Raw genomic sequence first — 14,219 nt, 5'->3', positions numbered from 1 at the left:
GGGCCCGGTGCGAATGCGCGCCAGGCCCCGCTCTTTTCGGCTACTTACTGGCCGAGGGCAACGAATCGTAGCTGGTCAGTGCGTCTTTCGCGGACAGCGTCGGGCCGGGGACGAGCTGGCCGATGATCGACCACGGCGCCAGCTTCGGCTTGTCCCCGAGGCCGAGTACCGCGGCGGTCCCGGCGTCGGGGATGCCGTAGCGAATCCCGTTGTCGGCCACATAGAACAGCGATTCACGCCGCAAGCTCCCCGGCTCCACACCGGTGACCTGCACGAATTCGCCGGTGCTCGGCGCCAGATACACGGCATCCATTCGGTTGCCCGAACCGTCGGCGGTCGCGAGAGTCACCGGCTTGGCCGATCCGGCCAACGGCAGTTTCGTTCCGGCGAGCAACGTCACCGTGGCGCGTTCGGTCGGCCCGTCCACCGACTTGCCCTGCGCGATCGCCTCACCGGGGTCCTTGGCCCAGTTCACGCACGCCACGGGGGCGTCCTCGGCGGACAGGATCCGGGGCTTGTGTTCGGGAAAGGCGTCGATCGGCAAGGTGTGCAGCATCGGCATCCGGTCGAGTACATCCGGCGCCAGCTCGGCGATCTCGCGCATACCCCGCGAATCGGCGTTGCGCAGCAGGTCGGCGGTGAACTCCGAGACGCGCTGCACGCCGTCGGCGAGCACCACGTACATCGTCTCCTTGCCCGCGGCCTCCACGCCGGTCACCGAGATGATCCCGCCGATCGGCACATTCGACAGTTTGCCGGGGCCGGGTTCGCCCGCGCGCTCGATGGTCGGCACGGCGAGCGGCGGGGCCTGGGTGGTCGCGCCGAGCACCGCGCTACCGACCGGACGGACCTGCTGACCGGTCAGCCCGAGCGTCCTGGCGAGCACCGAGTTGGTCGGGTCGACCTCGGCCCTCGCGCCCTTGTACAGGAGGAAGGTCTTGTCGCTGTGGCGCATCAGCATGGCGTCGTCGGCGCCGACCGCGCCGATCCGGTCGCCGGTCTCGAGCTTGCCGACGATGGCGGTGGTGAGGCCGCCGCCCGCGCCGGACGCGCTCCCCGCGGCCGAGAGCGGGGTGGTCTCGCACAGCGTCCAATTCGAGCTCGACCCCTGCTTGGAACCCGGCATGGCCGCCGGGGCGCCGGGAATGCCGAGCAGCGGACCACGTGGCATCGAACCGAGCTTGTCGTCCTTCACCGATTTCGGGGCTTGCGCGTCGCCGGCGATGAGCCGGGCCGAGGCCAGATTGAGCACCGGGTGAAGGGTCTTCTCGCCCTCTTTCGCCTCGACGACCACATACATGGCGCCGCTCTGCTTCCCGGTGACGATCAGCGCGTCGCCGATCGCGCCCTGTGGTTTCAGAAAGCCGAGGATGGCCGCCCCTGCCACGATGATCAGACCGAGGACCGCGCCGACCATCAGCGACCGGCTCTGCGACTTCATCGGATCGTGCAACATGCGCACGTCACGGCGGACCAGGGCATGATCGAGCCTGCGTAGCAGAAAGCGATAACCATTGACCTGGGCTTTGGTTGTCAGCTGTGCCGGCACAGGGACTCCATTGCTGAGTTGATCACCATCTCGTCGGACACGGTACCGTAAATCCGGAACTTGTCCTTCACCATGATTCGACGTACGCCAAGCGGGGACAACGGCTTTGAACAACAGTATGAACGCCGGGCAAACCGGCAGCGCACACGTCTACGACACCCTGCGTGACCCGGAATTCTGGTTGTTCCGGATGTACCCGCTGCGTGCGTGTGTGCCGACCGCGATACTCGCGGCGATCGTGGCCTGGATCGTGCTGGCGACGACGGATTCGGTCTACGGCGCGATCGGCGGCGCCGCGGTCGTGCTGTTGATCGGGCTCGTGCCGATCCGGCGACGGCCCCCGGCGGTCCGCATCGGCGACTGGTTGGCCCGTCGCCTGCGCGGCCGCGCAGACACCCTCGATCGGGCGCCCGCGTTCGACGTACCGCTGCCGGAGGGCGGCGGTTGCGGGGTGCGATGGGACGGCGACCTGCTGCTCACCATGCTGCGGATCGACCCGCCGCCGGACACCCTCACTCTCCTGCGTCGCGGCTCGCTCAGTGCCGACCAGCTGCTGCCGCTCACCGAAGTGGCGCGCTGCCTCGAGCAATTCGATGTGGGCCTGGTGAGCATCGATGTGATCTCCACCGGCGCGCGCACCGCGGGCACCGGCGCGGCCGCACAGCTGTACAACCGGATTCTCGGCCCGCTGCCCGCCATCGCGCACCGCACCTGCTGGCTCGTGCTGCGCCTGGACCCCGTGGCCAACGCGACCGCGGTGGACAAGCGCGGCGGCGGTGCGACCGGTGCGCTGCGCACCATGATCATCGCCACCCGCCGGGTCGCGAATCGGCTGGCCACCCAGGGCATCGACGCCGCGGTGCTCACCGCGACCGAGATAAACAGCGCGCTGCGCGAACTGTCCTACGGCTTCGACCCGCTGCGGCTGACCGAGTCGGCGCACGGCCTGGAATCCGAGTACGGCAGGCACCTCACCCACTACCAGCTCACCGCACCGATGATCGGCACCAACGGACTGGCCGAGATCTGGTCGCTGCCCACGTTGTCGACCACAGTCACGCTGCGCCTGCACCCCGGCGCGGGCCGGATCGGCCGGGCGGACGACAAGGCGGGGACCGTCGTGCTCAACGCCGTGGTCCGCTTCGATTCGGTGGAGCCCTACGACAAGGCGCCGATCGCCGGGCTGCGCGAGCTCCCCGGCAGCCAGCGGCGAATCCTGCTCGACACCTTGCCCATCGGCGCCGCCGACGCCCTCGGTGGCCGGGACGGCTACCGAGGCACCCTCACCGCACTCACCGACATCGCCGTGCCGACGACCGGCTGCGGCCAGCTGATCGGCGCCGACGAACGCGGCCAGGGCATCGCCGTCCCGCTGATCGGCGCGGGCACACGCCATGTCGACGTGATCGGGAACCTGGACCTGGCTCAGCAGGTGGTCCTGCGGGCCACCGCGCTCGGCGCGCACGCCGTCGTGCACACCACGCGCCCGCAGGCGTGGCAGTCGATGGTCGCCAATCTGGCTACCCCCCAGCTGCTGTCGATCGCGCCACGCGCCGCGGGCGCGACCCCACAGGCGCCCCCCGGCCCGCCACCCGTCCCCGCGGCGCCGTATCCGACCACCACCGTCCTGGTGTTCGACGGCATCGCGCCGACCACCCACCTGGGCGGTGCGACCTTCGTCGAAATCCGCACCACCGAACGTGATCCGGACGCGCTGCCGCCCGACGTGACCCTCATCCAGGACCCGTACGCCCCGAACCGGATCACGGTCCGAACCAGCACCGGCAGCGCGACAGTGTCGATGGTGACCACCCCCGACGAAATGCACTACATCGGCGAATCACTCGCGGCCCGCTGAGAATTGCCCGACTTCACACCCAGTTCGGGAAAACCGCACTACGAACCCAGCACCAACACAACCGAACCCCACACGGGCCGACCTCGCACGGGTCCACCCCGTACGAGCCCGACCCGCACAACCCAACCCCCACGGGCCGACCTCGAGGAGGCCCTCGCCCGCGCAGCGGGCGTAGCGGCCCGGCCACCCGAAAAACGGGGCGGGACAAAGTGCCGAAGGCACGAGTCCCGCCCCGTTTTTCGGGTGGCCCCTCAGGGGCCGCGCTCGAGCGCGCCAGCGCTCCAATAACTCAGCTCCTAGAAATCAGCGAAACCGTCGCCGACCTTGCCGTCGGCCTCGAGCGCGCGGTTCAGCGCGGACTCGACCTGAGCGGCGAGCTTGTCGAGCTTGTCGAGCGTGTCGGTCAGCTCGGTGGTGACGTTCTTGTGCGCGGTGTCGAAGGTCGAGATCGCCTGGTCACCCTGCAGGTTGTTGCGGAAATCCGAAGCGGCGCCCTCGAGTTCGTCGATTTCGCCCTTCATCTTCCCGCCGTAGGTCTGCAGGTCGCTGAACAGCTCGTTCATCGCCGCGGGATCATAAAGAATGGTCATAGCTCAGTTCCTGTTCGTGTCTGAATCGCGGTCAGAGGTTGGTGTAGCCGCCGCCACCGCCGGTGGAACCGCCACCGGACAGGCCTTGGCCGTCCATGTTCACCAGGGTGGACTTGCCGGAGCTGACCGCTTCGGTGAGCCGGTCGAACTTCTTGTTCAGTGCATCGGACTCGTCGTGCCAGGCCTGGGCGACCTTCACGAACTCGTCGGAGGCGTCACCCTTCCAGCCGCGGAGCACGGCCTGGGCAGCGTCGTCGATCTGGCCGACCGACGTGCGGAGGTTGCCGATGCTGCTTTCGAGCTTGGAGACGACGCCGTCTACGCCGCCTGCTTCTACACCTACTGGTCCCTGAGGGGGCATGTGCCGAACCTTTCCTACTTGATGGTTGAAACGAGAGATGGCTTAATCTGGCCGCCACCCCCCACCGGGAAGCCCCTCGAGGAGCGCACCGATCGCCTGCGTGAGGCGGTGATCGGTGCCCGGCGTGATGGTCGACCACACCTGCCCGTCGGGCGCCGTCATCGGCGCTACGACGATCCGGCCGCGCGCGGTGTCGTACACCGCGACCGCGCCAGGGGCTCGGGTGGTCAGCCCGTCGTGGTGGACTACGGCGACGATCTCGGTGTAGCCATGGCAGGTGCCGAAGGCCGCGCCGAGCACGGTCGCCTGGTGCGCGTCGATACCGAGCGCATACATCGCGTCCACGTACTGGGAAGTTGTGCCGGCCGCGTCGAGGCGCGCCGCCAGGTCGTCGGCTGCGACGCTCACCGGCGCTACCTCGGCGGGCGCGCAGGTCGGCAGCGCGGCCAGTAGCAGGCGGGCGAGTTCGCGGTCGGATCCGTCGATGGCATCGGTGGCGATCTCGAAGGTCTCGCCGGTGCGTACCGCGCTGGCGTGGCCGGAACCACGGCGGGCCAAGCAGATTCGCCGCCTGCCGTCGTCACCGTAGCCACGGGCGACGAGTTCGGCGTCGGGTTGGGCCAGGGTGTGCAGCGCGCCCGCCAAATCGGGTTCGACATCGCCGTAGCTGTCGAAGATGCCGGTGGCGGTGAGTTCGGCGACCGCGGCGTCGCGGGCCGCGCGCCAGGCGTCGAAGGTGTCCTGCTGCGGGCCGACGGCGAGCACCAGCGGCAGGGTCTGCACACCGAGCCGGTCGGCGACGGCGAGCAGCGCGTCGTTGGTGAGCGTGGTCATGGCCGTCCCTCCGCGGTGGCGGTGCCGCCGGTCTGCGCGGCGGCGCGCTCGGCGACGCCGAGCACCGCGGGCGCGGCCTGGATCTCGCCTTCGGCGACCAGCTGGTCGGACTCCTCGTAGGCCAGGCCCGCGCGCGGGAAGCGGGCAGCCGAGTCCTGGCCGCCGCCTTGCGCCATCGCGCCGGGGACGAGCGGCGCCGACTGCCCGGCCGGGGTGGTGGTGACCGGCGCCGCCTGTGTCGTGGCTCCGGCCGTGGTCGCTGACTGAACGAAAGTCGGTGCACGGTAAGCGGTCTGGACCGGAGTCGGCATCGACGGCAGCGCGCCGAGGCCGATCGCGCCGATCCCGGGCATCGCCCCGGCGCTCGGCGTCGGCGACGCGCTCTGACCCGACTTCTCGCCGGTGAGCGCGGCTTCCGGGGCGATCGGCGGTGGCGGCGCGTGCAACCACGGCGTCGCCAGCGGTTCGGTGGCCGCCTCGTAGCTGCGCATCACCCGGGAGGCAACGGCTTTGGCCATGTCGGCATCGGCGTCGGTCTGCGCCGCGATGGCCTTGATCGGCGCACCGAGGGCGGCGCCGACCTGTTCCAGTGCCTGCTGCATCGCCGTGATCGCGGCGATGTCGGCGGTATTGGGCATGGCGATGGCCGCCACCTCGTAGGCGAGAACCTGGGCTTGCATCCTGGCCGCGTTGGCGGTCGCGGCCGCCGCGGTCTCGAGCAACCACTCGCGCAGCGTCGAGATCCGTTCCCACACGAGCTCGCTGCTCCCGGACTTCCAGGAACCACGCAAGGTCTGCAGCACCTGCTCGTAGTCGAGCACGGCCGCGCCGAAGGCCGCGGCGAGCCGCGTCCAGGCGGCGGCCGCGTCGGCCATCGGCATCGGTCCGGCACCGGCGGTGAGGTCGGTGGCGAGCTTGTCGGGCTCGCGCGCCTCCCACACCACTCCGGTGAAGCCGGGCTGCGGTGGTTCGATCATTATCCGTTGAAGCCGCTGGTGTTGTCGGTTTCCATCTGGTCGAACTCGCTCACCTGCGCGCGCAAGGTGGCGGCGAGCTTGTTCATCTCGTGCGCACCCGCCTCGGCGCCGGTCAGGTAGTCGTCGGCGACGCCGTTGGCCGTGTTCGCGGCGCGCACCGACACCTCTTCGGTACCGGCCGGTGCCACGTGCAGCGCCGGTGCCACGGCGGTCAGTTCGGTGGTGAGCCGGTCGGCGATGCCGTCCAGCGCTGCCGCGGCTTTGCTCGCCGCGGCCGAATCGAATTCGAAGGTGTTACTCATCTGCCACTCCTGTCATGGTCGTGCCGCGTCACAGTGAGAGTTCTTTGTCCGGCGGAGCATCGGTGACCACCGGTTCGGCGGCGCCGACGACCGGGGTCGCCACCCCCGCGATCTGGCCGACGACTTCGTCGCCGTGGTTACCGGTGACCAGCTGCGAGTGCACGGCCTCGTTGCCGCCGCCCTCCACCGCGCGCGCCATCGGCATGCCCGCGCCGGCACCGCCCATCGGCATCATTCCCGGCGACGAGCCGCCTGCCGATGCCGTGGTCGTGTTCGCGCCGCCGGAGGTGGTGCCGCCCGCGCCGCCGACCGCACCGGTGGCACCCACAGTGGACAGACCACTGGCGCGACCGCCCTGCCACGGACTCAGTGGTGACGACGACGACCCGACGCCGCCGATCGCGCCGACCCCACCGATCGCGCCGCCTCCGCCGGCACCGCCACTCGCGGCGGCCAGCTCCTCGGCGGATTCCTCACCGGTCGCGGAGATCTCGGTACCGGTGGTCGTCGAGCCGGTGGTACTGGTCGACAGCGAACTCACCTGTTCGGCAAGCGAACCGAGCGAGGAGACCGCGGTGCTCGCGGTACTGATCAACGGCGTGATCAGGCTCATCAGCTGGCTCAGCGACTCGCTGCCCGCGTCGACGCCGGACGGCGCGTTGGTCACCTCGACCTTCTCACCCGCCTGCACCATCTCGCCGCTGCGCGCCACCATCTCGGCCTTGGTCTCGGCCGTGATCGCCAGACCCTCCGCCATCGCCTCCATGGTCGCCGCGATCAGCACCGCCTGACCACCCGGAGTGAGCACGTAGAGCGGAGCGAGCGCCAGGGTGGCCGAGTACCTGGCGATCACCGCGGCCAGCTTCGCGCCGCCGACCGCGACATTGCCCGCCGCCTGGGCGAGCACCGCCTTCTCCTGGGTGCTCTGGGTGGCGAGCTTGGCGCCGTCGGACTGCGCCGCGGTCGCCTTGGTGGTCGCCTCCGTCGCCGCGGCGCTCTGCCACAGCTGCATCACCGTCTGTAGCGCGGTCGAGCCCAGCGACATCACGGTCTCGAGCACCGAGGAGATATTCGTCAGTGCCTCAGCGGGATTGCTCGACGTACCGGTGCCCGAGGTCGCGCCGGTACTGCCGAGCGCACCGGTGCCGAACGCGGAGGCCAGCTCGGTGAGTGGCTGCATCAGCGCCGTCAGATCGATCGTCGGCAGCGCGGGCATTTCCGGCAGCTGGATGAACTCGGGCAGCTGCGGCAGCTGCGGCAACCCCATCGAGCCGAGCACCTGGCTCACCGGCTGATCGAGCATCGGCGCAAACGAACTACCGCGCAGCACCTCGAGCACAGTCGGATCGACCGACGCTGCCACGCCGGCCGAATCTCCCCCTGGATACGTCATCGCTACTGATCGACCGCCGAGATACCCAGCTTGGACGCGCCGTCGGCGCCCTCATAGGTAGCGGCGGCCTGAGTAGCGGTCAACGCGGTACCCGCGTGCACCGCGGCCAGCTGGGCCACCGAGGTGAGGTGGTTGGCCTGCGCGTACGCGAACGACATCAGGAATTCCTGGCCGATCAGGCCGAACACGGGCACCGCGGCGGCCATCGTGGCGACCTGGTCGACCGCGCCTGCCTGGGCGACCCCCGCCGCCATCGTGGCCGAGGCACCCGCGTACGCACGAACTGCGTCCGGAACTACCGCAACATGGTTCATGGCTATCGTCCAATCTCGAAACAGCCCATGGTGTTTCGTTACTTTATCTACCCGTCCGGCCCTGACACCACACAAATCTGCGGTGAAGATCAGTTGAATCTCACGTACCGGCCCGGTTGTACGCCGTTACCAGCTCGGCTCGCTCACCGAAGGCGCGGTGCGCGGCGGCCTGCGCGGTCTGTACCAGCACCCGCTCGAAATCCGCCGGTGACAACTTGGCGATCGCCGCGCTGAACTCGAGCCCGACCAGCGCGCCCGCACCGTCGACCGTCACCGTCACCGCGCCGTCGGGCGAAACTTCCCGCGCCCGGATGCCATTGGTGGCATCGGCCAGATCCTGCAACCGATAGAGCTGACCCTGCACCTTCGCGATCAGCTCGTCCATGGTCTCGACCATCGCCTTGTCCTCCCCTCTTCGCTCGCTAGACCGACCGCAGCCAGCTGTCCGGCTCGGTGTCGTATTCCTGCTCCTCGACGATCTCCGCCGCCGCGACCTCGGTCTCGGTGGGCAGTCCCGTCGCCGCCAGCAGCGCCGGGTCGAACCCCGCCTCCGCCAGCTGATTACGCCGTGCCAGACCCGCCCGCTTGGCCGACTTCTGACACAACCGCAGGATCTCGGCGGCCAGCTCGGCGGGGTCGCGGCGGACCTGTTCGCGATCCACCGTGATCCCCACCGGCAGCCCCTGCTCGGTGGTACGCACCACGATCGCGCCCGTCACCGACGACGCGCTGAACTCGGTCGGAAACTCGTCCACGACTCCCCCTTCCGTCTGGCCCGGCATCATTACGCCCGATCGTCCCTGATGGCTCTGACAACTTCGGCGATCTGAGTGTTGATCAGCGACACCACCCGCCTGCGATCGGCACCGACCGCCACCCGCGGCGTGCCGGGCACCAGCACGTAGCGACCGTCGTCGGTCAGGTCGCGCCAGCCCAGCCGCAAGCGCACGATGCCGCGCGGACCGAATCGCGACCAGCCCTGCTCGATGTCGATGAAACCGTCACGGTCGAGCGGCGCCTGCTGAAAGGTCAGCGTCCGCACCGCGGCATCGTCGTCGTAGTGCTGAACCAGCGAGCGGCCGTAGGAGTGATCGAGCTGGTCGTCGGCCGGTTCGTCGAGGCGGATCTCCTGGCCGCGCCCCGCTTCGGCCGGGGGCAGGTGGCCTGCGACGACGTCACCGAGAGACAGCGCATCATGGCGGGTGATCACGAATCCCTCAGCGTGGTACAGGGTGCGGCCGGGGCGCTGGCGCACCAGATAGCCCACGTCGCCCTTGCGCGCCGCGAGCATGCGCACCGAGAACGCGGGATCGGTGAGTCGCTCGCCGCCGCCGTAGCCGCGCACGATCAGCCGGATATCGGGATGGGTGAGCACGTCGATGATGTCGTCGAGCTCGTGCCCCCAGCGCTGCTTGATCGTCATCCAGTTGTGTTTCAGCGTGAACTCCGCCGCATCGGAGGTGCTCGGCTCACTGCTGTGGATGAACGGGTCCGGCATGTACTCCTCGTCGATGCCTGCCCACAGCGCATCGAACTCGTCGCCGGTGAATTCCCAGGTGGGCGTCACTGTTCCACCACCGGCCTCGCGACGATCGGCGCGTCACCGAGCGCTTCGTCCAAGTGGGTCGTCGAGTCGAGGTAGTCGGCCCGCTTGTGTTCCTTCTGCTGGCCCTGACCACCGCCGGCCCCACCCATCGGCGACATCGGCATACCACCCATCGGCGAACCGGCCGCCGACGACGCGACGCCCGTGCGGAAGCCCTCCATCCCTGTGGTGGCCGAAGCCCGCGGGAACAGCTTGGACGCGCTGTCCAGGCTGGGCGACAGCGGCGCGGCGCCCGCACCGGCGCCACCACCGCCGGAACCCGAGCCACCGCCGCCACCGCCGCCCTTGCTCGCCGCGCTGAGCGCCTTCTTGGCCTGGTCCTGCAGGGAACCGAGCGCCGCGGAGCTCGGAATACCCGCCAGGGCACTCTGTTCCACGGCCGAGGTCGCCTGTTCCACGGCCGACTGCGCGGCGGAACTGGCCTGTTCGAGACCGGATTGCAGGGCCGAGGTCAGCTGATCGGTCGAGGACGACCCCGTCGATCCTGTCGAACCGGTCGACCCCGGCGAGCCGTTGCCCGTGGTATCCCCGCTGCCATTACCCAGCTGGCTACCGGACTTCTGCTCCTGCAGCTCCGCCATGGCTTTCTTGAACGCGGCGGAGGTGTCGCCCGAACCCGATCCGCTCCCCGAACCGGAGCCGCTCCCGCTGCCGTTTCCGGAGCCGTTCCCATTTCCGTTCCCGTTGCCGTTTCCGTTCCCGTTGCCGGTTCCGTCCCCGGAGGACGGCGCGGTCGGATCGGGCAGCGTGGGAATGTGGCTCGTGGTGCTGTTGAGTCCGGGAACGTAGGTGTTCCACATGACCTGGCGGCCGTTCTTCGCGCAGGCCTCCTTGTCGGCCTGTGCCTGCGAGCCGTTGGGATCGGAGTAGCACCGGGGCAACATGAGCGCGGTCGCCAGCCCCTTGGAGGTGGCGTTGACCCAGCCGACGGTGTAATCGAGTGCGGCGGCCACCTGTTTGGTCTGATCGACCAGCAGTCCGTTGGCCTCGTGATAGGCCGACATCGCCGACATGGCGCGCGTGGCGCCGCCCGGGCTGGTCCAGCTCTTCTTGCTCGCTTCAACTTTGGCGTTCAGGTCGTCGAAACCCGTTTTGAGCCAGCCTGCCAATCTGCCCCAATACAACGCGGTGTGAGCCAGATTCCCGGGAACCGTCGACAGGGAATTCATGATCGCCTGAAGTTCGTTGTAGTTGTAGCCGCCGGGGCCCTCCGCCTTCATTCCGGCCGGATCGAAGGTTTTGCCGTCGGACAGGATCTTCGGCAGGTTGACCGCGGTCGCCACCGCCGGAAACTGGACGACCGTGGGCGGCAGCGGCGTCTTGGCCATGCCGGCGCTTCTACCCTGCTCGATCTTGGTGCGCAGCGCGTCCAGATCCACCTTGCTGCCGTCCTCGGCGCCCTTGTAATGCCGGGCCGCGTCGAGAAAGGTGTTGGCGACATTGTCGAGTACCGTCTCGTGCTTGCCGAGCACGGTCTGCAGCTGACCGGCCTTCCCTTCGAACTGCTTCGACAGCTGTTTGCCCGACTCCAGCGAGGAGAACTCGGGCAGGTTCGAGACCATGTCCACCTGGGATTTCACCGAGTTGACCCAGTAGCGCGCGTTGTTGGCGGCTTCGACCAGGTTCGGCAGCGCCGACGGCTCGAGCATCAGCGATCCGTCCGAGGCTGCCGAACGCAGCCCCGCCCACTGATCCTGCGCCGATGGTCCCGTCATGAAGTCGACCCTCCCTGTCCGTACCGGTGTCGCCTCGCGCCCCGCCTGGCACCGCTACCACGACACCGCCGATTCGCACGGCTTGCTAACGATTCTACGGTCTGTCACATGAATTACGCATGTACAGCAGCGATCTCACTGGTGGCGATGGTTCGACCATCTCCGACCATCGCTATCACCAGCCCGCGTCGGTAGCGGGCCGCGACGGATCACGGGATCCGTCTTCTTCGTCGGTCGAGAGTCGTTCCCGCTCCGGCGAGTTGGGCGGCTCCAGCGAGGCTTCCACCGGCTGCGGAATCGCGAAACCGTCCATGTCGTCGACCAATTCGGTGATCTTCGGCAGGCGGGCGCGTTCGCGCTGGATCGGCGCCATCAGCGCCTGCGTCTTGCGGGCCACCTCGACCGAGGCCTGCTGCGCGGCCTCGGTCACGGCCTTGGCGATCTCGGTGTAGGTGAGGTCGTCGATGTCGGGGGTGAACTTCGTCTCGATGACCTTGTAGTCGGCGTTGACCGTCACCGTCACCCGTTTGCGCACAGTGGCGCTGGCGATGATCTTGGCGCGGTCCTGCTGGACCTGCGCGATCGCACGCATCTGGGTCTGGACAGTCTCGAGGATGTCCGCCATCTGTGCCTTGGCGTGCTCGTTGGCCATTCCCGGTTCCCTCCGACTCGCGGGCCGTCGCGCCCAGCCCGTCGGTTAGCGAGCACACCACAACTGCCACACCCACGCAACAGCACGACGCCGTAGGTCAGGTCGCCAGGCCGACGGTGTGGGTGCCCGCCGAACCGGCGAGATTCAGCTGGAACCAGGCGGAATCGACGTTGTAGACATCGTCGGGAAAGACGCGGGTGAACGCCTCCCTGGCCACGGCCCCACGCTCGGCGGCCTCGACCAGGCCGGGGACCGCTTCCTTCTGCGCCTGACCCGCTTTCGCGCCGAGCAAGCCGGTCAGCACGTCGACAACGGTCCTGGTGTCCCACATCCCGGGGACGGCGGACGTGAGCGCGTCGGCGCCGGCCGACGCGCCCCGATACCAGCGGCCGCCCTCCCACCAATAGCAGAAACTCAGCAGACCGTTCTCGGCGCGGCGGTTGATCACCGGCTCGGCGACCCAATCGGGCGCCCCGAGGAAGAACTGCGGCATCGGGAGGTCTTTGTTGTAGACGGCGTCGAGTTCCGGTGCGTCCCACACCCCGCCGGAGAGCACCGCACGATCGCCCGGGAGCAGACACAGGGTGGAGCCGCTGTGTTTCGAGCCCTCGAAGACGTGGAAGGCCGGCGTCACCCGCGGTCCCCACTTGGAGCCGATCGCCACGAATGCGGCGGCGATCAGCGCCCACCGGCGGGCCAGGAGATCGAGCGGCGGGAATTCCACGTCCGGCGCCGACCCGATGGCGGTGCGGCCCGCCGCGGTATCGGCGCGCGCCTGCTCGGCCGCGGCCAGCGGCGTGCGGATCTGCCGGTTGCCGTGACCGATGTAGGCGGCCAGCCAGATCGGCAGCCGGTCGCGCGGATAGATCTCGATGTCGGTGCGGTACACCGTCGGCGGGAAGAGCTGGTCGTCCGGGAACGGGTCGTCGCCGTAGTCGTATTCGACGTTCATCCGGCCCGCGTTGCTCAGGGTGAGCAGGTAGCGCCACCACGGCCCGTCGCCCATCGACGCGGAGAGGTGCCGGTGCTCACGCAGCAGATCCAGCAGTTCCGGGCTCGGGAACACCCGGGCGAAACGCTCCTGCTCATCGTGGAACACGACCATCGACACCTCGGCCGCCGCCGTCAGCGCGAAGGAAGCCTCGACCTTGGTCCAGCCCGGCGGACCCAGCGCCGCCAGCGTTTTCGCGATGCGATGACTCAGGGCGGCGGCCCGATCCGTGATCCCGTCGTCGTCGGCCACCACCGTGGTGAGGGTGAATCCGACATCGGGATCCCCGGCCAGCTCGTCAGCCACTGCGCACTCCTGTTGCCTAGTCCTGGTTCTCGCCGTACCGCGCCGTCACGGTGCCTGCCTCGTCCCACACGGTCCGGGTGAGCAACGCGCCGCCGGGGGCGAAAACGGTTTCTTCCTTGCGATTCCCGGTGGGGAACCACGTGCACCAGCGGCCCACCTCGTGCCGATCGGCATACTCGCCGGTGTAGCGCGGGGTGCCGTCGAGGTACCAGCCGCGCGTCGGACCGTCGGGGTAGCCGTCGGTGTAGCCGGCCAGGTCGGTGATGGGGCTGCTCGGTGCCGGGCGGCGGAACTGCCTGCCGGTGAACGGCTCGGCACCGTAGTACATGCGGCCTTCCTCGTCGTCCCAGCGGAACGCGGGATCGTCCGCGGGCACCGCGTCGGCCGCGATGTCCTTGCGGGTGCGCTCGTCCTCGAATTCGATCACCTCACCCGCCTGGTTCCAGACCGAGTGGGTGAGCAGCGTGCCCTCGATGTCGTAGACGTCCTCCAGGCGGCGGGCGCCGTCGGGATACCACTCCTGCCAGGTGCCCACGGGCCGGTTGCGGTAGAACTCGCCGTTGTAGCGCATGGTGCCGTCGGGGTACCAGCCCGTCCAGTCACCGTCGCGGTCGCCGTCGTCGTAGCTCCAGTACTCGCGCCAGGTGCCGTCGGGGCGGGTCTGGGTCACCGCGCCGCTGTAGGGCTCACCCCGATACGACAACCTGCCGGTCGCCGCGTCGATCACCACATCCGGATCGCTCAATTCGATCGGATCGTCACTCACCTTCG

General features: G+C 69.0%; 16 protein-coding genes. 1 reads left to right on the top strand and 15 read right to left on the bottom strand.

Features of this window, described 5'->3' with window-relative positions; translation table 11 throughout:
* Positions 1-40: 40 nt before the first annotated feature.
* Positions 41-1,549, bottom strand: a complete 1,509-nt coding sequence (eccB, locus tag ACWFRF_RS24115) for a type VII secretion protein EccB (protein ID WP_452452358.1) — start codon at positions 1,547-1,549, stop codon at positions 41-43.
* A gap of 118 nt (positions 1,550-1,667) precedes the next feature.
* Here eccB and eccE point away from each other — a divergent pair, with 118 nt between their 5' ends.
* A complete protein-coding gene (eccE, locus tag ACWFRF_RS24110; RefSeq protein ID WP_452452356.1) occupies positions 1,668-3,407 on the top strand; it encodes a type VII secretion protein EccE in 1,740 nt (579 codons plus the stop codon).
* A 296-nt stretch (positions 3,408-3,703) separates the two neighbouring features.
* On the opposite strand, the gene ACWFRF_RS24105 is transcribed toward eccE, so the two are convergent.
* The 14 genes from ACWFRF_RS24105 to ACWFRF_RS24040 form a co-directional block, all read right to left on the bottom strand.
* Positions 3,704-3,997 carry a WXG100 family type VII secretion target gene (locus ACWFRF_RS24105; RefSeq protein ID WP_378632332.1) on the bottom strand — a complete coding sequence of 98 codons (294 nt, stop codon included), beginning with the start codon at positions 3,995-3,997 and terminating at the stop codon, positions 3,704-3,706.
* 31 nt (positions 3,998-4,028) lie between these two features.
* A complete protein-coding gene (locus tag ACWFRF_RS24100) occupies positions 4,029-4,358 on the bottom strand; it encodes a WXG100 family type VII secretion target (protein WP_378993625.1) in 330 nt (109 codons plus the stop codon).
* A gap of 42 nt (positions 4,359-4,400) precedes the next feature.
* On the bottom strand, positions 4,401-5,192 hold the full coding sequence (locus tag ACWFRF_RS24095) for an ESX secretion-associated protein EspG (RefSeq protein WP_379314399.1): 792 nt from the start codon (positions 5,190-5,192) through the stop codon (positions 4,401-4,403).
* The gene (locus tag ACWFRF_RS24090; protein ID WP_452452353.1) at positions 5,189-6,169 is read right to left on the bottom strand and encodes a PPE domain-containing protein; all 981 of its coding nucleotides are present in this window, start codon (positions 6,167-6,169) and stop codon (positions 5,189-5,191) included. The genes ACWFRF_RS24095 and ACWFRF_RS24090 overlap by 4 nt, the downstream gene beginning before the upstream one ends.
* On the bottom strand, positions 6,169-6,471 hold the full coding sequence (locus ACWFRF_RS24085; RefSeq protein WP_358062216.1) for a PE family protein: 303 nt from the start codon (positions 6,469-6,471) through the stop codon (positions 6,169-6,171). Before ACWFRF_RS24085 ends, ACWFRF_RS24090 begins: the two co-directional genes overlap by 1 nt.
* A gap of 28 nt (positions 6,472-6,499) precedes the next feature.
* Positions 6,500-7,834 carry a hypothetical protein gene (locus ACWFRF_RS24080; protein ID WP_379314402.1) on the bottom strand — a complete coding sequence of 445 codons (1,335 nt, stop codon included), beginning with the start codon at positions 7,832-7,834 and terminating at the stop codon, positions 6,500-6,502.
* A 32-nt stretch (positions 7,835-7,866) separates the two neighbouring features.
* On the bottom strand, positions 7,867-8,178 hold the full coding sequence (locus ACWFRF_RS24075) for a type VII secretion target (protein WP_378632320.1): 312 nt from the start codon (positions 8,176-8,178) through the stop codon (positions 7,867-7,869).
* Positions 8,179-8,278: 100 nt separating this feature from the next.
* Entirely contained in the window at positions 8,279-8,575 is a 297-nt protein-coding gene (locus ACWFRF_RS24070; RefSeq protein WP_452452351.1) for a YbaB/EbfC family nucleoid-associated protein, read from the bottom strand.
* A gap of 25 nt (positions 8,576-8,600) precedes the next feature.
* Positions 8,601-8,933, bottom strand: coding sequence for a hypothetical protein (locus ACWFRF_RS24065; protein WP_378993630.1), 333 nt, complete (start codon positions 8,931-8,933; stop codon positions 8,601-8,603).
* Between the two features lie 29 nt (positions 8,934-8,962).
* Positions 8,963-9,745, bottom strand: a complete 783-nt coding sequence (locus ACWFRF_RS24060; RefSeq protein WP_378993631.1) for an ESX secretion-associated protein EspG — start codon at positions 9,743-9,745, stop codon at positions 8,963-8,965.
* The gene (locus ACWFRF_RS24055; protein WP_452452348.1) at positions 9,742-11,499 is read right to left on the bottom strand and encodes a hypothetical protein; all 1,758 of its coding nucleotides are present in this window, start codon (positions 11,497-11,499) and stop codon (positions 9,742-9,744) included. Before ACWFRF_RS24055 ends, ACWFRF_RS24060 begins: the two co-directional genes overlap by 4 nt.
* Before the next feature lie 175 nt (positions 11,500-11,674).
* Positions 11,675-12,151, bottom strand: coding sequence for a YbaB/EbfC family nucleoid-associated protein (locus tag ACWFRF_RS24050; RefSeq protein ID WP_452452346.1), 477 nt, complete (start codon positions 12,149-12,151; stop codon positions 11,675-11,677).
* A 97-nt stretch (positions 12,152-12,248) separates the two neighbouring features.
* Complete coding sequence (locus tag ACWFRF_RS24045) at positions 12,249-13,448, bottom strand: hypothetical protein (RefSeq protein ID WP_378993633.1); 1,200 nt, start codon at positions 13,446-13,448, stop codon at positions 12,249-12,251.
* Positions 13,449-13,464: 16 nt separating this feature from the next.
* Positions 13,465-14,214: a toxin-antitoxin system YwqK family antitoxin gene (locus tag ACWFRF_RS24040; RefSeq protein WP_379314276.1), complete on the bottom strand. Its 750-nt coding sequence runs from the start codon at positions 14,212-14,214 to the stop codon at positions 13,465-13,467.
* Between the last annotated feature and the right edge of the window lie 5 nt (positions 14,215-14,219).

It is taken from the genome of Nocardia sp. NPDC055165, from assembly GCF_053606985.1.
This window is presented reverse-complemented; position numbering and strand designations above follow the sequence as displayed.